Origin of the sequence: Collimonas sp. OK412 (assembly GCF_900112135.1) — a bacterium.
Taxonomy (GTDB): domain Bacteria; phylum Pseudomonadota; class Gammaproteobacteria; order Burkholderiales; family Burkholderiaceae_D; genus Collimonas; species Collimonas rhizosphaerae.
This window is the reverse complement of the sequence record NZ_FOLC01000013.1, coordinates 143,282-162,439: the sequence shown is the minus strand read 5'-3', so window position 1 is coordinate 162,439 and position 19,158 is coordinate 143,282. Positions and strand designations below refer to the sequence as shown.

The 19,158-nt window shown below is 61.1% G+C and carries 22 protein-coding genes; 4 read left to right on the top strand and 18 right to left on the bottom strand.

What is annotated here, in order from left to right; translation table 11 throughout:
* On the top strand, positions 1 to 777 hold a 777-nt coding region (locus BM062_RS25605; RefSeq protein WP_217647600.1), incomplete at its 5' end, for a hypothetical protein.
* Here the strand turns inward: BM062_RS25605 and BM062_RS15300 are convergent.
* The 14 genes from BM062_RS15300 to BM062_RS15235 form a co-directional block, all read right to left on the bottom strand.
* Positions 778 to 1,344 carry an RBBP9/YdeN family alpha/beta hydrolase gene (locus BM062_RS15300; RefSeq protein WP_092398283.1) on the bottom strand — a complete coding sequence of 189 codons (567 nt, stop codon included), beginning with the start codon at positions 1,342 to 1,344 and terminating at the stop codon, positions 778 to 780.
* A 2-nt stretch (positions 1,345 to 1,346) separates the two neighbouring features.
* Positions 1,347 to 2,246 carry an EAL domain-containing protein gene (locus BM062_RS15295; RefSeq protein WP_092398281.1) on the bottom strand — a complete coding sequence of 300 codons (900 nt, stop codon included), beginning with the start codon at positions 2,244 to 2,246 and terminating at the stop codon, positions 1,347 to 1,349.
* Positions 2,247 to 2,286: 40 nt separating this feature from the next.
* Positions 2,287 to 2,502: a TOBE domain-containing protein gene (locus BM062_RS15290; RefSeq protein ID WP_014007003.1), complete on the bottom strand. Its 216-nt coding sequence runs from the start codon at positions 2,500 to 2,502 to the stop codon at positions 2,287 to 2,289.
* A 51-nt stretch (positions 2,503 to 2,553) separates the two neighbouring features.
* Entirely contained in the window at positions 2,554 to 2,769 is a 216-nt protein-coding gene (locus BM062_RS15285; protein WP_014007004.1) for a TOBE domain-containing protein, read from the bottom strand.
* A gap of 59 nt (positions 2,770 to 2,828) precedes the next feature.
* Positions 2,829 to 3,665 (bottom strand): ATP-binding cassette domain-containing protein, encoded by an 837-nt coding sequence (locus tag BM062_RS15280; RefSeq protein ID WP_092398279.1) that lies wholly within the window; start codon positions 3,663 to 3,665, stop codon positions 2,829 to 2,831.
* Between the two features lie 39 nt (positions 3,666 to 3,704).
* On the bottom strand, positions 3,705 to 4,547 hold the full coding sequence (gene ssuC / locus BM062_RS15275; protein ID WP_254785090.1) for an aliphatic sulfonate ABC transporter permease SsuC: 843 nt from the start codon (positions 4,545 to 4,547) through the stop codon (positions 3,705 to 3,707).
* A gap of 10 nt (positions 4,548 to 4,557) precedes the next feature.
* Entirely contained in the window at positions 4,558 to 5,706 is a 1,149-nt protein-coding gene (gene ssuD, locus BM062_RS15270) for an FMNH2-dependent alkanesulfonate monooxygenase (protein WP_092398277.1), read from the bottom strand.
* A gap of 24 nt (positions 5,707 to 5,730) precedes the next feature.
* Positions 5,731 to 6,741 (bottom strand): sulfonate ABC transporter substrate-binding protein, encoded by a 1,011-nt coding sequence (locus BM062_RS15265; protein ID WP_092398275.1) that lies wholly within the window; start codon positions 6,739 to 6,741, stop codon positions 5,731 to 5,733.
* A gap of 10 nt (positions 6,742 to 6,751) precedes the next feature.
* Positions 6,752 to 7,756 carry a sulfonate ABC transporter substrate-binding protein gene (locus tag BM062_RS15260; protein WP_175501017.1) on the bottom strand — a complete coding sequence of 335 codons (1,005 nt, stop codon included), beginning with the start codon at positions 7,754 to 7,756 and terminating at the stop codon, positions 6,752 to 6,754.
* Positions 7,757 to 7,871: 115 nt separating this feature from the next.
* Complete coding sequence (ssuE, locus tag BM062_RS15255) at positions 7,872 to 8,462, bottom strand: NADPH-dependent FMN reductase (RefSeq protein WP_092398323.1); 591 nt, start codon at positions 8,460 to 8,462, stop codon at positions 7,872 to 7,874.
* A gap of 61 nt (positions 8,463 to 8,523) precedes the next feature.
* Positions 8,524 to 9,540: a sulfate ABC transporter substrate-binding protein gene (locus BM062_RS15250; RefSeq protein WP_092398273.1), complete on the bottom strand. Its 1,017-nt coding sequence runs from the start codon at positions 9,538 to 9,540 to the stop codon at positions 8,524 to 8,526.
* Positions 9,541 to 9,773: 233 nt separating this feature from the next.
* On the bottom strand, positions 9,774 to 10,928 hold the full coding sequence (locus BM062_RS15245; protein WP_092398271.1) for an MFS transporter: 1,155 nt from the start codon (positions 10,926 to 10,928) through the stop codon (positions 9,774 to 9,776).
* The gene (locus BM062_RS15240; RefSeq protein ID WP_092398321.1) at positions 10,925 to 11,719 is read right to left on the bottom strand and encodes a DeoR/GlpR family DNA-binding transcription regulator; all 795 of its coding nucleotides are present in this window, start codon (positions 11,717 to 11,719) and stop codon (positions 10,925 to 10,927) included. The genes BM062_RS15245 and BM062_RS15240 overlap by 4 nt, the downstream gene beginning before the upstream one ends.
* Positions 11,720 to 11,808: 89 nt before the next feature.
* A complete protein-coding gene (locus BM062_RS15235; RefSeq protein ID WP_092398269.1) occupies positions 11,809 to 12,240 on the bottom strand; it encodes a diacylglycerol kinase in 432 nt (143 codons plus the stop codon).
* A 228-nt stretch (positions 12,241 to 12,468) separates the two neighbouring features.
* Here BM062_RS15235 and BM062_RS15230 point away from each other — a divergent pair, with 228 nt between their 5' ends.
* On the top strand, positions 12,469 to 13,254 hold the full coding sequence (locus tag BM062_RS15230; protein ID WP_092398267.1) for an IclR family transcriptional regulator: 786 nt from the start codon (positions 12,469 to 12,471) through the stop codon (positions 13,252 to 13,254).
* Positions 13,255 to 13,355: 101 nt separating this feature from the next.
* Here the strand turns inward: BM062_RS15230 and pbpG are convergent, their stop codons facing one another.
* Together pbpG and BM062_RS15220 are read right to left on the bottom strand one after the other, a co-directional pair.
* The gene (gene pbpG, locus BM062_RS15225; protein ID WP_092398265.1) at positions 13,356 to 14,507 is read right to left on the bottom strand and encodes a D-alanyl-D-alanine endopeptidase; all 1,152 of its coding nucleotides are present in this window, start codon (positions 14,505 to 14,507) and stop codon (positions 13,356 to 13,358) included.
* 167 nt (positions 14,508 to 14,674) lie between these two features.
* Positions 14,675 to 15,442 (bottom strand): class I SAM-dependent methyltransferase, encoded by a 768-nt coding sequence (locus BM062_RS15220; protein ID WP_092398263.1) that lies wholly within the window; start codon positions 15,440 to 15,442, stop codon positions 14,675 to 14,677.
* A gap of 113 nt (positions 15,443 to 15,555) precedes the next feature.
* Here BM062_RS15220 and BM062_RS15215 point away from each other — a divergent pair, with 113 nt between their 5' ends.
* A complete protein-coding gene (locus BM062_RS15215; protein ID WP_092398261.1) occupies positions 15,556 to 16,338 on the top strand; it encodes a helix-turn-helix transcriptional regulator in 783 nt (260 codons plus the stop codon).
* A gap of 6 nt (positions 16,339 to 16,344) precedes the next feature.
* Here the strand turns inward: BM062_RS15215 and BM062_RS15210 are convergent, their stop codons facing one another.
* Positions 16,345 to 17,244, bottom strand: coding sequence for a DMT family transporter (locus BM062_RS15210; RefSeq protein WP_092398259.1), 900 nt, complete (start codon positions 17,242 to 17,244; stop codon positions 16,345 to 16,347).
* Between the two features lie 3 nt (positions 17,245 to 17,247).
* On the bottom strand, positions 17,248 to 18,183 hold the full coding sequence (locus BM062_RS15205; RefSeq protein WP_092398257.1) for a histone deacetylase family protein: 936 nt from the start codon (positions 18,181 to 18,183) through the stop codon (positions 17,248 to 17,250).
* Positions 18,184 to 18,495: 312 nt separating this feature from the next.
* Here BM062_RS15205 and phaP point away from each other — a divergent pair, with 312 nt between their 5' ends.
* Positions 18,496 to 19,059, top strand: coding sequence for a TIGR01841 family phasin (gene phaP, locus BM062_RS15200; protein WP_092398255.1), 564 nt, complete (start codon positions 18,496 to 18,498; stop codon positions 19,057 to 19,059).
* The last annotated feature ends 99 nt before the right edge of the window (positions 19,060 to 19,158 follow it).

The window sequence follows — 19,158 nt, the reverse complement described above, 5'->3', positions numbered from 1 at the left end:
CGTATCGTTGATGGCGTACCGGTCGCGGACGACAGCATGAAGTTGTCGCAACTGGCGCTCAACGACATGTATCAGGCTGCCAGAAAAACCTGTGAGTATCATTCCGGGCAGCCATGGATAGAAGTGGTTCCACCATCTAACGAAGTTCGGAAGTATTTCATTGCGCCTCCTTCGCGGCACCCGCGGAATCCAAAAGTGGAAAAACAATTTGCCCTGGATCCAAGTGTACGTTCCTCGGTGGAGAACTATTTTGCCAACTGCGACATCTCCAAGGATCTCGCGATTGACAAGCAATTGCAGGCCCACGGCTTGATGTATCTGGCCTTCCGCCATATGGTCACCATGGCGGAAGGTTTCGAGCGCCTGTATAGCGTCAAATTTGCCCAGGCAGTGGGGAAAATCCAGGTGCGCGACAATGCCGGCAACCTGAAGGAGCACGATAGCCTGGATTATTACCGGAGGGGACAAGTGGTATTCGCCGACCAGATCGACATGATGACGCGGCTATGGCGCAGGGATACAGAGGATCGGTTTGGGCGAGATCGTTACAGCGAGAATGTCGTAGAGATTTATCGCTCGATCCAGAAGATAAAAGTATCTCCTACGGTTGGGGGCTTCTACGACGACATGGTGCATGACTCTTATGCGGGATTCCTCGAAAAACTAGGTGGCGAGGGTTGGCGCAAGCATGTTGAGGGGCAAGGCTACCTGCGCTACCGCGCCGTGTATCGCGGCGACGACATACGGCTCAATTCCATGTATGCCCGCCACGCTTGATTAGCGGGCAGCCGCGGGACGCGCTTCCCGTGAATGCTCAGCCGCCAGCGCCACCAGCCGCTGCAGCAAGGACTGGCCGTACAGCCAGTCGCCCAGGTTGGATTCTGCGTTGATATGCCCGAGCGCGCCGGCGTCGATGTATTCGGCGCCCCAGGTTTTCGCCCAATGACGCGCGCGCCGGCTTTCCATCCACGGGTCGTTCAGGCTGCCGACCACGATCGCCGGCACCGGCAGGCGGCCGTTGACGGCCGCGCCGACATCGAATTTATCGGGATCGGCCGGCGCCACCAGCAACGCACCGGCCAGGTTGGGAACTTCATTCAAGGCGCCATGCACCGTGGCCAGGCAGCCAAAGCTGTGCGCTATCGCCAGCGTCGGCTGTTCCGATTTCAGCAGCTGCTGCCGCAAGCACTCCGACCAGACTTCCAGCACCGGCGCATCCCAGCTGGCCTGCTCGACGCGCTCGAAACCGGGGTACAACCGCTGCCAGCGCGATTGCCAGTGCTGCGGGCTGCTGTTGTACAGCCCGGGCACCACCAGCACGCGGAACGATGACAGCGTCGCCATGATCAACTTCCTCCAGTATCGAGTGCCGCCGTAGAGAGGCCGTCCTGCAGAGCGCCGGGCGCCGCGAATGCATGCAGCGCAGCTTGCGGCAAGTCCCACAGAAAACCTTGCGCATGCAGAGGCAGCGCGGCAATCCTTGCCAGCTGCTGCAGCACTTCCAGGTCGCGCGCCTTTTCCAGCCGCTTGAAAATCACCTGGATCCCGCGCTTGGCGCAGTCTTCCAGCAGGCGCGTGGCCTGCTCGTCGTGCGCGACGCCGCGCGCATCGATCTTGATCACATCCGGCCGCACCCGTTCCAGCAGGCTTGCCGCCTGCGCCACGTCGTCGGCATTCACCGCCAACCGGAAATGATTGCGCCGGTAATTGTCCAGCACATAGTTTAGCAGCCAGCCCTGGTTTTCAGTAATGGTCGGCAACTGCAGCACGATCCGCTCGTGCGGCAGGCCGAGCAGCGTCAGGATCCGCCGGAACGCCATGCCGTGGTTGCTGTCGACCGCCGCCAGCAGGCGCGCATGCACGCTCAGGTAGAGGTCGCCCGCGGTGGCTTCCGCCTGGCGGTAGAAATTGATCGAGTGCAGCATGCGGCACAGGCGGTCGAGTTCGATCGATTCGTCGTCGCTGGCCGCATGGTCCAGCAGTTTCCACAGGTACAGGCCGTTGTCGCTGGCCGAATAGCTGTGGGCAAAACCTTCATGGCCGACGATGGCGCCCTTGCCTGTTCCAGCCTCGATCCGGCGCAAAGGCTGGAATACGCTGGTCAGGGTGGTGTTGAAATAACGCCCCTGGGCGCGCCCGTCGCCGTCCAGCCAGACCCGGCAATCGCTGCGGGCAGCGTCGCGGGCCGGGTCTTCCCTGGCGCCGTTCAGACGAGCCAGATACTGTTCCAGGGCGGGAAAGGACATAGGCTTACCTCGATGTGGTCGATACAAGAAAGGATGGCAATCAGATCTTGGCGATCGATACTTCGGTAGCCTTGACCAGCGCCACCACTTCGGTGCCGATCACCAGCCCCAGGTCCTTGACCGAACGGGTGGTGATCACCGAAGTGACGATGCCGGCCGGCGTCTCGACGTCGACTTCCGAGACGACCGTGCCTTCGATGATGGCCTTGATCTTGCCCTTGAACTGGTTGCGTACATTGATGGCTTGGATAGTCATGATATTTTCCTGAACAGATACGATTGAATGGGATTTGCCAGCGGTAAAAAATTACAGCTTGGCGAGCGATACTTCGGTAGCTTTCACCAGCGCCACCACTTCAGATCCGACCACCAAGCCGAGATCGCGCACGGAACGGGTGGTGATGACCGAGGAAACGATGCCCGAAGGCGTTTCGATATCGAGCGCGGATAACACGTCATCCTCGGTAATGCTGTGGATCTTGCCGCGGAACTGGTTGCGGACGTTAATTGCCTGGATGCTCATTGGTTCTCCTTTGGTAATGCGGCTGCTTCAAAAAAATGCGTCAAAAATTGCGTCAAACATCAGATGGCCCAGCCGACCTGGCTTACCGTACGCTGCAGCGAAACATCGCCTAGCGCCGAATCAGGCTGTGCCGCGGGGTGCTTCAATACACGCGCCAGTATCCGTTCTTCCAGCTGCGCAAAAGCCAGGTTGCCGCGTGCGCGCGGACGCGGCAGGCTGATCCGTTCGTCCAGCGTGATTTCGCCGTCTTCGATCAGCAGCACGCGGTCCGCCAGCGCAATCGCTTCCTGCACGTCATGCGTTACCAGCACCGCGGTAAATCCGCGTTCCTTCCACAGCGATTCGATCAGCTGCTGCATCTCGATGCGGGTCAAGGCGTCCAGCGCACCCAGCGGCTCATCCAGCAGCAGCAGTTCCGGGTCGTGCACCAGCGCCCGTGCCAGCGCTACCCGCTGCCGCTGTCCGCCCGACAATACCGCCGGCCATTCACCGGCTCGCTCTTCCAGTCCGACCTGCGCCAAGGCTTTGGCCGAAGCCAGCGAGGCGCGCGGCAAACCGAGGCCGACGTTGTCCAGCACCCGCTTCCACGGCAACAGCCGGGAATCCTGGAACATGATGCGGATTTCCGGCTTCTCGCCGTGCGCGCCGAAACCGATGCCGCCGCCGCTGGCCTGCTCCAGCCCGGCGATCAGCCGCAGCAGAGTGCTCTTGCCGCAACCGCTGCGGCCGACAATCGCCACGAATTCGCCGGCGGCGACTTCGACGTCGAGCGTCTTCAGCACTTCACGCCCGGCATACGACTTCGACACCGAGCGCACCCGGATGCCGACGCCACGGCCGGCGCCAAGCTGGCCCGCGGCTTTTACTTCGGCATTTTCGACTGGATCATTCTGCATCGCGTTTCCACCTTGATTAACTTAACTTGTACTGCATACTCATTGATAACCGGGATGCCAGCGCAGCCAGTAACGTTCCAGCACGCGCGCCAGGATATCGGCCAGCTTGCCCAGCAAGGCATACAGCAGGATGCCTACCAGCACCACATCGGTCTGCAGGAATTCGCGCGCATTCATGGTCATGTAACCGATCCCTGCCTGCGCCGAGATGGTCTCGGCGACGATCAGCAAGACCCACACCAGGCCCAGCGCAAAACGCACGCCGACCAGTATCGACGGCAAAGCTCCAGGCAGGATCACATCGCGGTACAAGGGCCAGCCGGACAAGCCGTAGCTCTTGGCCATCTCGATCAAGCCTTTGTCGACCGAGCGGATGCCGTGGAAGGTGTTCAGGTATACCGGGAAAAATACCCCGATCGACACCAGGAACAGTTTCGACGATTCATCGATGCCGAACCACAGGATCACCAGCGGGATCAGGGCCAGCGCCGGGATGTTGCGGATCATCTGGATGCTGGTGTCGAGCAGGGTTTCCGCCCGCTTGAAAGTACCGGTCAGCAAACCCAGCAGCAGGCCCAGGCCGCCGCCCACGGCGAAACCGGAAATCGCGCGCCAGGCGCTGATCCGCACGTGCGTCCACAGTTCGCCGGACAAGGCCAGGGACCAGGCCGCGCGCGCCACCGCCCACGGTTCCGGCAATATCCGGCTCGACAGCCAGCCCACCTTCGCAGCAAATTCCCAGCCCACGATCAAGGCCACCGGCAGCAGCCAGGGCAGCAGGCGTTCTTGCCAGATGCGCGACGCCTGAAGCTTGCGGATCTTTTCCGTGTTACCTGCTTGCGGCCGCGCAGCTGCGGTTGCCGCGCTACTGATTGCGCTCATGTCGCCTCCATCAACTTTGCGATGCCTTCGGCAGCAGGCCGTTGGCGATCACTTCGCCGAACGGTCCGGTCAGCGCTTGCTCGCCGGAGGCGGCGCGGCCCTTTCCCAGCAAAGGGAAAACCAGTTCGGCAAAACGATAGGACTCTTCCAGGTGCGGATAACCGGAGAGAATGAATGTATCTATGCCCAACGCCGCATATTCCTGCATCCGCTGCGCCACGGTTTCGGGATCGCCTACCAGCGCGGTGCCGGCGCCGCCGCGCACCAGGCCGACCCCGGCCCACAGGTTGGGCGACACTTCCAGCTTGTCGCGGCGGCCGCCGTGCAAGGCCGCCATGCGCCGCTGCCCTTCCGAATCCATCTTGGAAAATGCAGCCTGGGCCCTGGCAATCACGTCGTCGTCGACATGGCTGATCAGTTCCTCGGCGGCCGCCCATGCGGCCTGGCTGGTTTCACGCACGATCACGTGCAGCCGGATCCCGAAACGGACGGTGCGGCCATGCTTGGCGGCGCGGGCGCGGATGTCGGCAATTTTTTCAGCGACAGCGGCCGGCGGTTCGCCCCAGGTCAGGTAGACATCGACCTGCTGCGCCGCCAGCTCATGCGCCGGTTCCGAAGAGCCGCCGAAATATAAAGGCGGATACGGTTTCTGCACCGGCGGGTACAGCGTCTTCGCACCCTTGACCTTGATGTGCTTGCCGATGAAATTGTAGCCGGCGTCGCCGCCTTCGCCGGACAAGGCGCCGCGCCAGACCTTCAGGAATTCCGAGGAAATTTCATAACGCTCGGCATGGTCGGCGGACAAGCCGTCCGCTTCCAGCTCGGCCTGGTCGCCGCCGGTGACCACATTGATCAACAGGCGGCCGTTCGACAGCCGGTCGAAAGTCGAAGCCATGCGGATCGCCAGGCCAGGCGTGCTCAGGCCGGGCCGGATCGCCACCAGGAATTTCAGGCGCTGGGTGAAACCAAGCAAGCTCGATGCTACTACCCAGGCATCTTCGCAGGAGCGTCCGGTCGGCAGCAGCACACCGTCGTAACCGAGGGTGTCGGCCGCCACCGCGATCTGCTTCATGTAATCGAAGTTGACCGGGCGTGCACCTTGGGAGGTGCCGAGATAACGGCTGTCGCCGTGGGTAGGAATAAACCAGAAAACGTTCATGACTGCTTCCGTATGTGTGTGTATTTACTGCTGCGCCAGCGGCGCGTTCTTGGGATGCCAGACGATATCGGCAACTTTGACCGCGCGCGGAATCAGGCCGAGTTCCTTGAAGCTGTCCGCCACGCGTTGCTGGTCGGCCACCAGGGCCGGGCTGAGCACGGCGGTCGGCGACGGATCGGGACGGCGGCGCAGGAACAGATGCACCGTCGCCAGGTTCAGGCCGCTGACATCGGCAATCAGCTGCGCCACTTCCTTGCGGTTTTGCTGCACGTAGCGGTCGGCCTTGGTCAGTTCATCCAGCAGGCTCAGTATCGTGCCGGGATAGTTTTCGGTAAAACCGCGCGCCGCCAGGTAGAACGAATTATTGTTCGACAGGCCGCTGCCGGTGCTCAGGACGCGCGGCTTGAAACTCAGTTCGGCGGCGCCGTAGTACGGATCCCAGATCGCCCAGGCGTCGACGCTGCCGCGCTCAAACGCAGCGCGCGCGTCGGCCGGCGCCAGGTAGACCGGCTGGATGTCGGTCCAGGCCAGGCCCGCTTTCCTGACCGCCCGCACCAGCAGGAATTGCGCGCTGGAGCCTTTTTGCAAAGCGATGCGCTTGCCCTTCAAATCCGCCAGCGTCTTGATGTCCGAGGCGGGCTGCACCAGCAAGGCCGAGCTCTCCGGCTTCGGCGGTTCGGCGCCGACGTACAGCAGATCCTTGTTGGCCGCCTGCGCAAATACCGGCGGGCCATCCCCGGTCAGGCCGAAATCCAGGCTGCCGGCGGAGAGGGCTTCCAGCAGCTGCGGGCCGGCTGGAAATTCGAGCCAGACGATCTTGCTGTTCTTGAAGCGCTGCTCTAGCGTGCCGCGTTGTTTCAGCACCACCAGGTTGACCGCGCTTTTCTGGAAGCCGATGCGTATCTGCTCGGGCTCCCTGGTTGCCGGCTGGGCCTGGCTCAGCGGCGATGCAAGCAGCAGCGCGGCCAGCAACGGCAGCGTCATTGCGTGGCGGATTTTCTGCAGGGAGCGGCGGCGGAACAAAGAGATAGACATGTGTCGGGCCTCAGGATTTGTCTGCCAATTTGGCGGGCAATACTGCATCGCGCGTAGAGATCTTCTTGGGAATCAGTTTCAGTTCATAGAAGGTATCGGCGATCTTCTGCTGCTCGTCCAGCACCTTGCTGTCGACCGGCTTGTAGATGTGCGCGTAATGCTTGAGGCCGGTTTCGATCACGTCCGGCTCCAGCCCCTGGATCGGCGCCAGCTGAGCTGCCGCTTCCTTGTAGTTGGTCCGTATCCACTGTCCTTCCTTGCCGGCTTCTTCCAGGATCGCATTGACTACCGCCGGGTTCTTTTCCGCGTACTTGCGCGCGCTCAGGAAAAACTGATGGTGGCTGACGACACCGCTGCCGCTCGCCAGCACCCGCGCATCGATCTGCTTGATCGCAGCCGTCTGGAACGGATCCCAGATCGCCCAGCCGTCGACCGCGCCGCGTTCAAAGGCAGCGCGGGCGTCGGCGGGCGCCAGGTAGATCGGCTGGAATTCGTTATAGGCGACGCCGCCCTTCTTCAACAGGCTGATGACCAGCCAGTGCACGTCCGAGCCTTTGTTGAAGGCGATTTTCTTGCCCTTCAATTGCGCCAGCGAAGTGATCGGCGAATTCTTCGGCACCAGGATGCTTTCCGCTTCCGGCGTCGGGATCTCATAGGCGCTGTACACAAAATCGGCGCCGGCGGCCTGCGCCACGATCGGCGGCGCTTCGCCGACATAACCGAAATCGACCGAACCGACGTTCAAGGCTTCCAGCAATTGCGGGCCGGCGGCAAATTCCGCCCATTTGACCTCGATGCCCTGCGCTGCCAGGCGTTTTTCCAAGGTGCCGTGGGCTTTCAGCAGCACCAGGGTGCTGGCGGCTTTCTGGTAACCGATGCGCAACACCTGCTTGTCCTGCGCATGCGCCAATTGCGGCAAGCCGGCCGTAACTGTGCAGACGGCGCCGGCGGCGACTGCGGAGAGCAGCGCCAGTACGTGGCGCCTTGTGTGTTTGTTGCTGGTCGAGACTGTCATTGCTTGTTTCCTGTTTTTTTGGACAAAACGCTCCCCTCCGCCAGTCAAGGTGGATTTTTTGCAGAACGCTGGGCGGGGTGTGTTGTTTAGTTAGCTGATTCGGCCGGATTTTCTGCTACACGCTACATCGCACCTGCGAAAACGGAATCGGATCGAAATGGTTGGCGCCGGTTTTACGCAACGCCAGCAAGCTGTCCGACAACTGCTGCACGCCTTCGCTGATGCGCTGGAAGATGGCCTGGTCCAGGCTCAATCCTTCTTGCTCCGACCATTGCACCTGCGCTTCGGTCGCATAGATGCTGGGCAGTACATGGCGCGCCGCCAGCGACGACAATACCGGGCGCAAGGCGTAATCCAGCGCCAGCATGTGCGACTGGCTGCCGCCGGTGGCCAGCGGCAGCACCAGCTTGCCGGTCAGGCCGAACTGCGGCAGCAGGTCGAGGAACGCTTTCAGCACGCCGCTGTACGAAGCCTTGTAGACCGGCGTCGCCACTACCACCGCCGTGGCTTGCGCTACCTGCTCCAGCGCAGCCTGGATCGCCGCGTGGCTGAAATCGGCCCGCAGCAGCGCATCGCCCGGCAGGTCGCGCACGTCGAGCTTGCTGTAGCGGTGTCCCAGCAACGCCAGTTTTTCACCTGTGTAATGCAATAAACGGGTAGAACGCGAAGGCGCCGACGGGCTGCCGGCCAATAACAAAATAGTCATTTTCAGCAATCTTGGAACCGCCCCGCCAGGCAGGGCAGTTGATTCATTCCGGTCAGCCTGCTTATTTCACGCCAGGCTGATAAATCTTGTCGAACACGCCGCCGTCGCTGAAGTGCACCTTCTGCGCATTTTTCCAGCCGCCGAAAGTGTCGTCGATGGTGAACAGGCTCAGCTTCGGAAACTTGCCGGCGTACTTGGCGGCGACTTTAGGGTCGATAGGACGGTAATAATTGTGGGCGGCGATTTCCTGGCCTTCCGGCGAGTACAGGTACTCCAGGTAGGCTTGCGCAATCTTGCGCGTGCCGCGCTTGTCGACCACTTTGTCCACCACCGCCACCGGCGGTTCGGCCAGGATGCTCAGGGACGGGAACACCGTATCGAACTTGCCTTTACCGAATTCCGCTTCCACCAGGTAGGCTTCGTTTTCCCACGACAGCAGCACATCGCCTACGCCGCGTTCGGCAAAGGTGACCGTCGAACCGCGCGCGCCGGAATCCAGCACCGGCACGTTCTTGTACAGGCGCGAAATGAAATCGCGCGCCTTGGCGTCGTCGTTATTGTTCTTCTTCAGCGCATAGCCGTAAGCAGCCAGGTAGGCCCAGCGCGCGCCGCCGGAAGTTTTCGGGTTGGCCACCACGACCGACACGCCAGGCTTGACCAGGTCGTCCCAGTCCTTGATGCCCTTCGGATTGCCTTTGCGCACCAGCAGCACGATGGTCGATGTATACGGCGTGCTGTTATGCGGCAAGCGTTTTTGCCAGTCGGCCGGCAGCAGCTTGGCTTTTTCTGAAATCTCGTCGATATCGTAGGCCAGCGCCAGGGTCACCACATCGGCTTCCAGGCCGTCGATCACCGAGCGCCCCTGCTTGCCGGAACCGCCATGCGACGCCTTCAGGGTGAGATTGTCGCCGGTCTTGTCTTTCCAGTACTTGGCAAAAGCCTTGTTGTACTCCTGGTACAGCTCGCGTGTCGGATCGTAAGAAACATTGAGCAGCGAAAAATCAGCCGCATGAACAATCTGCGCCCCCTGGGCTACCAAGGCGATGGCGATGACCGACCTGACTATTTTCTTGAACATGTTCTGCTTCCCTTGTTTGTAGATGTTTTTTGTTTTGAGGAATACAGATTAATGAGGCGGCCTGGAAAACAAAACGAATTCTTTCTTCTCTCCTTATGCAGAAAACAGATATGTATGGACTGGCCAGGCGAATAAGGGGGACGTTTATTCCCGCTGAATTAGCATATAGCTTTGCAAGCTGTAAGGAGTCGCGTTGCCGCGCGGCGCGATGGCAGCTGCCTTGGCCGCCGCTCTCAGCGGGACTTGCGCGCAGTCCCGCCAGCTACGCCGAGATACGCGCTGGAGGCTACCAGCAGCAATGCGCAGCCCAGTCCGCCGAAGGCAATGCTCAGGCTGCTGGCGTGCGCCACAAAGCCGATCAGCGCGGGGCCGGCCAGGATGCCGGCGTAACCGATGGTAGTGATGGCGGCGATCGCCAGGCTGGCCGGCATCGCCGGCTGGTTGCCGGCTGCGGTAAACAGGATGGGTACGATATTGGATGCGCCCAGCCCGATCAATACAAAACCGAGCAAGGCCATGCTGGCAGCCGGCGCAAGCACTGCCACAAAAAAACCGGCGGCGGCGCACAGGCCGCCCAGCAGCAATACGCGCTTGCTGCCAAAACGCTTGACGATGCGGTCGCCGCTGAGGCGGCCGCTGGTCATGGCGATGGCAAAAGCGGCATAACCGAGCCCGCCCTGGCGGGGGTCCAGGCCGCGGCTGGCGGTCAGGAACAGCGCGCTCCAGTCGAGGATCGCGCCCTCCACCAGGAATACGATAAAACACAGCACGCCGATAAAGATCACCGCGCCATGCGGCAGCACGAACAAGCTTCCGCGCTCGCCCGGCTCAGGCTCGCGCAACAGGTGCGGACCGGCCGCCGCCAGCGCCAGCGTCACAACCAGCGCCGCCGCCAGGCTGGCCCAGGCCGGACTCAAGCCGCTCCACAGCAGCAACGCCATGCCGCCGGCGCCGAGGAATCCGCCCACGCTGAACAACCCGTGGAAACCGGACATGAGGGCGCCGCCGCTGGCTTTTTCCACCATGACGGCGTGTATGTTCATGGCCACATCGAGGGTGCCTATGGCTGCGCCGAAGATGAACAAGGTAAGCGCCAGCTGCGGCGCGCTGGCCGCCAGCGGCAGGCAAGGCAGCGCCAGGCAAGCCAGGCCGCCGGCCGCCAGGACCACGCGCCGGCAGCCGAGGCGCGCCGCCAGCACGCCGGTCAGCGGCATGGCCAGCAAGGAGCCGACGCCGAGGCACAGCAGCAGCAAACCGAGCTCGGCTTCTTCCAGCCCGAGCCGCGCTTTGACATACGGCACCAGCGGCGCCCAGGCCGCCATGGCCAGGCCTGCGCTAAGGAAGGCCAGGCGGGTAGCGAGACGTTGCTTGGGACCGATATGGTTCATGGCTGGGCTTTCAGGTAGTCAGCATTGGCGTACAGCAGTTGCACGCCTTGCCGGGCAAACTCGCCGGCCTGGCTGCTGTCGGTATCGGATTCGAGCACCAGGTGCGTAAGGTGGGCGGCAGGCAGCACCGCATAAGTCGCCGCAGTGCCGAATTTTTCGCTGGTGGCGGCCACCAGCACCGCTTTGCTGACGGCAGCCAGGCTGCGCTTGAATTCGGCTTCTTCGTAGTTAAAGCAGGTGACGCCGGCGCTGGCGTCGACCCCGCAGCCGCCCAGGAAAAAAATGTCGGGCCGCATGCGCTCGGCGTCGCGCAGCGCGGCAGCGCCCAGGTTGGCGCCGCTGCGGCGGTCGACCCGGCCGCCGATCATGATCAGTTCGATTGCCGGCCGCTCTTGCAGCGCCAGCGCGACAGCGGCGGCATTGGTGACGACCGTCAGCGGCAGCTCCGGCAGTGCCGCGGCAATCTCCAGGTTGGTCGAACCGGCGTCGATGAACAGGACGTTGCCGGCCGTTACCAGCGACACCGCCGCCCGCGCCAGCTGCGCCTTGCGCTCCGGCGCCTGGGCCCGCCGTTCAGCCAGCGGCCCCGCCGCAGGAGGCAGCGGCAGCGCGCCGCCGTACACGCGGGTGCACAAACCGGCGGCGGCGAGGTCGCGCAGGTCGCGCCGGATGGTATCTTCTGAGACGTTAAGCTGCTGTGCCAGGTCCAGCGCCAGCACCCGGCCGTCAGCCAGCAGGCGTTGCCGGATGAATGCGTGGCGCTCTTTGAGAAGTAGGTTGGTCGTGTTCATATCGCCCATATCGTGCACAAACAAGTGTAAATATACACAAACGTGCAAACATGGGCAACAGAAAACCGAAAAAGCCTTCTTTGCAGGATTTAGCCTTGGGACAGGACGGGATACAAGATCACCGCCCAGGTGGCGACCGCCAGCACGCAGGTCAGCAGCACCGCGGCGCTGCCGAAATCCTTGGCGTTCTTGGAGAGTGGATTACGTTCCAGCGAGACCCGGTCCACCACCGCTTCAATCGCCGAATTGATCAGCTCGATGATGATGATCCAGACCAGCACCGCGATCAGCAGCAGTTTCTGCAGCGCCGTCACCGGCAGCAGCAAGGCGACGATGATGCCGGGAACCACGATCATCAGCTCCTGGCGGAATGCATGTTCGTTTTTCCAGGCCGACTTGAAGCCTTCCGCAGAATAGAAGAACGCTGAAAAAATCCTCTTGAATCCGCTGGTGCTCTTGAATTCGCTGATCGGCTGCTGCGGCGCGTCTTGCGACTGCGATGATTGCTTGTTTTCGCTCATGCTGTGCTGGATCTGATGGCAAGCCAGTGCGGTACTAGGCTCGCTGTGATGGAAACGCCGGTTTGCGTTAGCGAATTTTAACAGCCTTGCTGCGCTGCACGCTAAATGCTTTTTCGCCGGTTGCCGCCAGCGCGCCGGCTCGTGAATGCACTCTAATCGACGACAATAACGAAGCACAACTTTTCACATTATGATATAAACATTCCATTGCAATGCACCATTACTCCAATGAAAACAGCCACTGCCGACGACGCCGACAAGATTTCGATCCAGGTCATAGAGCGCATGATTTCACTGCTCGATACGCTGGCGCTCTACCCTGACCCGGTAAGCCTGAAAGAACTATCGGCCGTCACCGGCTTGCATCCGTCGACCGCGCACCGGATTCTCAACGACCTGGTGGTAAAGCGTTTTGTCGACCGCTCCGAGCCGGGCAGCTATCGCCTTGGCATGCGCCTGCTGGAACTCGGCAATGTCGTCAAGAGCCGTCTCAACGTGCGTGAAGCGGCGCTTGATTTCATGCGCGGCCTGCATCGCAAGACCAACCAGACCGTCAACCTGTCGGTGCGCCAGAGCGATGAAATCGTCTATATCGACCGCGCGTTTTCAGAACGCTCGGGCATGCAGGTGGTGCGCGCCATCGGCGGCCGGGCGCCGCTGCACCTGACTTCCACCGGCAAGCTGTTCCTGTCCATCGACGATCCGAAAATGGTGCGCGCCTACGCCACCCGCACCGGGCTGGCAGGACACAACAAGAATTCCATCACCGACCTCAGCAAGCTGGAACGCGAACTGAGCCTGGTGCGCGCGCTCGGTTATGCGCGCGACAACGAAGAACTGGAGCTGGGCGTGCGCTGCATGGCGGCCGGCATCCGCGACGATTCCGGCAAGATGGTGGCCGGCCTGTCGATCTCGGCGCCGGCCGATCGCCTGCAGGAGGAATGGGTGGAGGACCTGATCAGCACCGCGAACCAGATTTCCGCGGTGCTCGGATATACCTCGCAGCAATCGTAACCAGGCAAGACATAAAAAAAACAGAGTTTATTCGCAATGAATAAACTCTGTTTTTTTTATGCCGGATGATAATCCGGTCTGGTCTACGTCCCGGGTAAACCCTAGGTCTGGCCGTCGGCGATCTTTACGCGCGTCAGGGCGGCAGGATGTGCATCGGCGAGCCACTTGCGGACCCGGTCGGCGTCTGCCTGGCGCGAATACTTGCCGCGCGAATCGAGGAACACCATCACGATCTGGCGACCGTCGATCGTGGTCTGCATGACCATGCAGCGGCCTGCTTCGTTGATGTATCCGGTCTTTTGCAAACCGATCTGCCATTCAGGATTTTCGACCAGGTGGTTCGATGTCGAGTATTGCAGCGGCCGGCCGCCCGGCTCCACTACATATTTGGAATCGGTCGAATACTGGCGGATCACCGGATGCTGGTAGGCAGCCATGACCAGGCGCGACAGGTCGCGGGCGCTGGCGACATTCAGGTGCGACAGGCCGGTCGAATCGACATAGTGGGTTTCGGTCATGCCCAGGGCTTTTGCCTTGGCGTTCATGGCGAGCACGAAAGCCGGCAAGCCGCCAGGATAGGAGCGGCCGAGCGCGGATGCGGCGCGGTTCTCGGAACTCATCAAGGCGATGTGCAGCATGTCGGCGCGTGTCAGCTGCGAACCGATGCGCAAGCGCGAGCCGCTGTGCTTTTCGCGATCGATGTCGTCATCGGTCACGGTCAGCACTTCGTTCATGTCCTGTTTCGATTCCACCACCACCATGCTGGTCATCAGCTTGGTCAGCGACGCGATCGGCAACGCAATCTGGGAATTTTTATCCAGCAGCACTTCCGAACTGTTCTGGTCCAGCACCAGCGCCACGCTCGATTTCAGTTCGAGCGGATCGCGCGTCAGGTTCAGTCCGGCTTGCTCGCCGGCAGACAGGACCGGCGGCAAAGCCGGCACTGCAGGTGCGAATGCGATGCGCTGGTAAGTGACTTTGCGACGGCCATGGACCATCACTACTTTCTTCACCAGCTTTTCATTCTTATTGAACGATGCCGTATCGCTCCGGCCACGTGCCGCGATCACGGCATGTTTTCTGGAACCGGATCTGGCTACCGCTTTTTTGCCGGCGGAAGCAGCTGTAGCCGCTGGTTTTTTAGCGGCTTTTTTTGCAGTGCTGTGTTTAGTTTCGGCTGAAGCAAGGGCAACGGGCGCGTTCGCGAGCACGAGGAAGAGTGACAAAAAAACAATTAACGCGGATTTGCCCATTTGCGGCTCCAATATGCGGCGATCTATAACTTTGTGGAAGTGTAGGCAAATATCTAAGAAATCGCAAGAGAATTAGAGGGTTAGCGCACTAAATTAAACGACTTTCGATGTCTGGACCAGAATTTGCGAGATAGATTTTACCGTAACTCCTGATCCAGACATTCTGACTATTTGTAACATTCAAGTTGCACGACGTCTATCGAAAACGAGTAGTCGGCCTGCAGCTCAAAATAAGCCGCCACTTCCGACGGCGCACTGTCCCACAACGACTTGATCGCCGCCACCCGTTCCGGCGGCGTACGCATCCGGGCCACCCAGGTATCGAACTGCAAGGGCAGCTTCCAGCTGTTGTCCGCCGCCGGACGCAAGCCGGCTTCGGCCAGCAACCGGCGCCAGCCCGCCACGCTGCGATTGCGCACGTGCGAGGTGTCGCGCAGCAGTTCGATCGACTGGAAATAGGTGTCGCTCAACACGTCCTCCGGTGCAGCGGTATCGATCACGATGCATGTGCCGCCCGGTTTCAACACCCGCGCCATTTCAGCCAGCGCTTCCGGCAGCCTGGTCCAATGATGCGCGCTAAAGCGCGTACACACCAGCTCAAATGAAGCGTCGGCAAACGGCAGGCGGTCGGCGCTGCCTTGCTGTACGTGAAGATTTTTCAGGCCGCGCTCGGCGGCGGCTTGCTGCACGACGTCCAGCATTTCGGCAGCCAGGTCGTAGGCGATCACTACCCCGGTATGCGGCGCAATCGCGAACGCGGCATGCCCTGCTCCGCAGCCGACGTCGAGCGCCTTGCCTTGCGGGAATTTGCTGGCGTAGGTTGCCAGCTGCTGCAAGTCCGCGCCCTGGGCGTGGACGGTGCTGGTCAGGTAGGCGGCAGCGGTGCTGCCGAATTGTTCGGAAACTACTTTGTCGTGGTTGCGTACGGCGGTCATCGGTTTTCTCCTCGGGAACAGGCCATGTCGTTTCAGGCAGGATCCAGTCTAATTATTTTTTATCCTGTTACAAGACTAGTGCTTATACTAGTACTACGAATAACAGGATAAACATGGACCAGACCGGCAAACGCAAAGCACTGGGCGAATTCATCAAGACCCAGCGCACCCAGCTTCCGACCGCAGCGCTCAGGCTGGGCGGCAGCACGCGCCGCCGCACTCCTGGCTTGCGGCGCGAAGAAGTGGCCCAGCTGTGCGATATCAGCGTCACCTGGTACACCTGGATAGAACAAGGGCGCACCGTGTCGGTATCGGCGCCGGCGCTGGCGCGGATCGCCGAAGCTTTGCAGCTGTCGCGCGCCAAGCGTGCTTACCTGTTTGAACTGTCGGGCAAAAAAGATCCGCAGGCGCAGGACGCGCTGGCCCAGGAAATCCCGGCTGAAATACTGGCCGTCACCGGCGCCATCAAGACCCCCGCCTACCTGCTGGACCGCCACTGGAATGCGATCGCCTGGAACCGCGCCGCCAAGACGCTGTTCGTCGGCTGGCTGGATAAAAAAAGCGCCGGCAGGAACCTGCTCGAATACACCTACTGCACCCCGGAAGCCGCGCAACTCATCAGCGACTGGGAACAACGAGCCAGCCGGCTGGCTGCCGAATTCCGGGCCGATTGCGGCATGTACCTGGATGAACCGGAGATTGTCCAGCTGGTGGCGCGCCTGAGCGCCGCCAGCAGCGCGTTCAAACGCGCCTGGAACCTGCATGACGTAGTGGAAAAGGAAGGCGGCGAACGCCGCTTCAGCCATCCGGCCCTGGGCCAGCTGTCGTACCGGCAAGTCAACCTGCGGGTGGCCAACCGGCCGGAACTCAAGCTGGTGATGCTGCTGCCGGTTTGAACCCGCTTATTTTTTCATCACAAATACCACGCCCAGTATCGCCACCGCCATGCCGGCGATGCCCAGCAGGTTGAATACTTCGCCAAACATCAGCCAGGCCATCAGCGCGGTGGTCGGCGGCGTCAGGTAAAGCAGGCTGGTGACGCGGGTTGCCGCGCTTTTGCGTATCAGCGCGAACAGCAGGAAGATCGCGCCGATCGACAAGGCCAGGATCGACCACAGCAAAGCGCCGACGAAGCGCGGCGTCCATTGCACCGTATCCAGGCTTGGCCCCAGGTGTTCGTAGAAAACCGCGAACGGCAGCAGCACCGCGATCGAGGCGGCGAACTGGATGATGGTGCCGGTGCGCAAATCGAAATGCGGGCACTTGCGTTTCTGGTACAAGGTGCCGAGCGTGATCGAAACCAAAGCCAGCAGGCACAGCGAGATGCTTTGCCAGGACAGGCCGATCAGGCTGACCTTGGCGGCGACCACCAGCCCTACTCCGCAAATGCCGAGCAACAATCCCAGCCATTGGCGCGGCCGCACCGATTCGCCGATCAAGGGCGCGGCGAACGCAGTCAGAATCGGCTGCATGCCGACGATCAGCGCCGACACGCCGGCCGGCATGCCCAGCTTGATGGCGCACCAGACGCCGGCCAGGTAACCGCCCTGCAGCAAGATCCCGGCTATCGCGATATGCCGGACCTGGCCTGCCGGCCAAGGGGCGCGCATCAGCAGCACCAAAGGCAGCAGGACCAGCAGCACGCCGGCGAAGCGCAGCAGCAGGAAGGTCAGCGGCGGCGCATACGGCAAGCCGAACTTGGCCACCACGAACCCTGTGCTCCAGAGCAGCACGAATACCATGGGCATGGCCGCCAGCAGGCGATGGGCTGGCGGCGCGGTGGAAAGACTGGCTGAATGCATGGATTATCCGGGTGAGGTAGACGGCTGGACGGCGCCCTGCCGGCGCGCGCACTGTGCTGCGAGCGAGATAGTTTGCAGGTGGATCGCTACCGTGTCTTGTATATTCTTGCCATACCCGCCCGCCATCGCGATCGCTACCGGTATCGCATGGCGGCCGGCAGTCTCCAGCAGCATGGCGTCGCGCCGGGCGAGGCCATCGAAACTCAGCTTCAGCCGCCCCAGCCGGTCGCCTTCATGCGGATCGGCGCCGGCCAGGAAAATGATCAGCTGCGGCGAGAAGCGTCCCAGCATGGTCGCCAGTGCGTCCTGCAGCGCGCTCAGGTAAGCCTGGTCGCCGGTGCCGTCGGCCAGCGCCACATCAAGGTCGCTGTTTTCCTTGTCGAACGGATAATTGCGGGCGCCGTGCAGCGACAGGGTGAAAATCGAATCGTCCTTGGCCAGGATCGACGCCGTGCCGTTGCCCTGGTGGACATCGAGGTCGACGATGGCGACCCGCTGCACCCGGCGCTCCGCCTGCATCAGCCGCGCCGCGATCGCCGCATCGTTGAAGACGCAGAAACCGGCGCCCTGGTCGGCGAACGCGTGGTGGGTGCCGCCCGCCAGGTTGACCGCGATCCGCCCGGGATCCGTCAGCGCGGCGCGGCAAGCGGCGATGGTGGCGCCGGCGGAGCGCCGCGAGCGCTCCACCATCTGCGGCGTCCAGGGAAAACCGATGGCTTTTTGCACACTTTCCGGCAAAGTGCCGGCGCTGACCGCATTGATATAGCGTGGGTGGTGCGCCAGGGCCAGCACGCCGTCGCTGGTGGTCGGCGCCTCATGGAAATCGATATCGCCGACGGCCGCCAGCGCGGCTTCATGGATAAGCCGGTATTTCTGCATGGGGAAACGATGTCCGGCTGGCAGGGGCAGCACGAAATGGTCGCTGTAGAAGGCTTTCAAGATAGACGGCGCGGATCCGGTAAAACGGTCAGTCTACCATTGGCCGGCTGCCGCCGCAGAGTGCTCGAAACAACAACAAATAATGCGCTAATAAATTGATTTCATAAGCTTTTTTCAAATCGATATAAACAATATATTGCAGCGCACAAAAAATCTCTTGACACAGGTTCAGAATAATTTAAAATGAAATTGTTGCGTCGCACAATGCTCATCGAGACTACTGGCAGGCGCAATCAACGGCTAGATCTTAGCCACCCTTGAATTGCCCTATCGCCCTTTTCGTTTTTATAGCACCGAATCTTAGGAGAAGCCATGTCTACCGTTGCAGAACAATTTTCAGCCGCCGCCAAAGCCAATTTTGAATCCAATCTGGCCCTGTTCACCGATTTCACGACCAAGGCGTTTGCCGGCGTGGAAAAGCTGATCGACCTCAACCTGAACGCCGCCAAGGCTTCGCTGGAAGATTCGAACGCTACTACCCAGAAACTGTTTTCGGCTAAAGATCCACAGGAATTTTTCTCGCTGAGCGCAGCGCTGGCCCAGCCGAACACTGAAAAAGCAATTGCTTACGGCCGTCATTTCGCCAGCATCGCTTCCAGCACGCAAGCTGAACTGGCCAAGTCGGCTGAAGCGCAAGTTGCAGAAACCAAGCGTAAAGTCATCGAATTCGTTGACCAGGCATCGAAGAACGTGCCTCCTGGCGCAGAAGGCGCAGTTGCTTTCGTCAAATCGGCCATCGGCAGCGCCAACGCCGGTTACGAACAGTTCGCCAAGAGCACCAAGCAAGCTGTTGAAGCGCTGGAAACCAACGTCAACAGCGCTGTCGACCAATTGTCGCAAGCTGCTACCAAGACTGCGTCCCGCGCCAAGAAGTAATTTGCAAAACTGGCGTGCCTGGCGCGCCAGCCTGAATCTCCTCGGTACCCGCGATAGCGGTATCGGTATTTACCCCGGCCAGCCGGGGTATTTTTTTGC

Bases quoted from the DNA above. Each gene is read 5' to 3' on its own strand.
- BM062_RS15300 (WP_092398283.1), bottom strand. From the start codon at position 1,344: ATGGCGACGCTGTCATCGTTCCGCGTGCTGGTGGTGCCCGGGCTGTAC.
- BM062_RS15295 (WP_092398281.1), bottom strand. From the start codon at position 2,246: ATGTCCTTTCCCGCCCTGGAACAGTATCTGGCTCGTCTGAACGGCGCC.
- BM062_RS15290 (WP_014007003.1), bottom strand. From the start codon at position 2,502: ATGACTATCCAAGCCATCAATGTACGCAACCAGTTCAAGGGCAAGATC.
- BM062_RS15285 (WP_014007004.1), bottom strand. From the start codon at position 2,769: ATGAGCATCCAGGCAATTAACGTCCGCAACCAGTTCCGCGGCAAGATC.
- BM062_RS15280 (WP_092398279.1), bottom strand. From the start codon at position 3,665: ATGCAGAATGATCCAGTCGAAAATGCCGAAGTAAAAGCCGCGGGCCAG.
- ssuC (WP_254785090.1), bottom strand. From the start codon at position 4,547: ATGAGCGCAATCAGTAGCGCGGCAACCGCAGCTGCGCGGCCGCAAGCA.
- ssuD (WP_092398277.1), bottom strand. From the start codon at position 5,706: ATGAACGTTTTCTGGTTTATTCCTACCCACGGCGACAGCCGTTATCTC.
- BM062_RS15265 (WP_092398275.1), bottom strand. From the start codon at position 6,741: ATGTCTATCTCTTTGTTCCGCCGCCGCTCCCTGCAGAAAATCCGCCAC.
- BM062_RS15260 (WP_175501017.1), bottom strand. From the start codon at position 7,756: ATGACAGTCTCGACCAGCAACAAACACACAAGGCGCCACGTACTGGCG.
- ssuE (WP_092398323.1), bottom strand. From the start codon at position 8,462: ATGACTATTTTGTTATTGGCCGGCAGCCCGTCGGCGCCTTCGCGTTCT.
- BM062_RS15250 (WP_092398273.1), bottom strand. From the start codon at position 9,540: ATGTTCAAGAAAATAGTCAGGTCGGTCATCGCCATCGCCTTGGTAGCC.
- BM062_RS15245 (WP_092398271.1), bottom strand. From the start codon at position 10,928: ATGAACCATATCGGTCCCAAGCAACGTCTCGCTACCCGCCTGGCCTTC.
- BM062_RS15240 (WP_092398321.1), bottom strand. From the start codon at position 11,719: ATGAACACGACCAACCTACTTCTCAAAGAGCGCCACGCATTCATCCGG.
- BM062_RS15235 (WP_092398269.1), bottom strand. From the start codon at position 12,240: ATGAGCGAAAACAAGCAATCATCGCAGTCGCAAGACGCGCCGCAGCAG.
- BM062_RS15230 (WP_092398267.1), top strand. From the start codon at position 12,469: ATGAAAACAGCCACTGCCGACGACGCCGACAAGATTTCGATCCAGGTC.
- pbpG (WP_092398265.1), bottom strand. From the start codon at position 14,507: ATGGGCAAATCCGCGTTAATTGTTTTTTTGTCACTCTTCCTCGTGCTC.
- BM062_RS15220 (WP_092398263.1), bottom strand. From the start codon at position 15,442: ATGACCGCCGTACGCAACCACGACAAAGTAGTTTCCGAACAATTCGGC.
- BM062_RS15215 (WP_092398261.1), top strand. From the start codon at position 15,556: ATGGACCAGACCGGCAAACGCAAAGCACTGGGCGAATTCATCAAGACC.
- BM062_RS15210 (WP_092398259.1), bottom strand. From the start codon at position 17,244: ATGCATTCAGCCAGTCTTTCCACCGCGCCGCCAGCCCATCGCCTGCTG.
- phaP (WP_092398255.1), top strand. From the start codon at position 18,496: ATGTCTACCGTTGCAGAACAATTTTCAGCCGCCGCCAAAGCCAATTTT.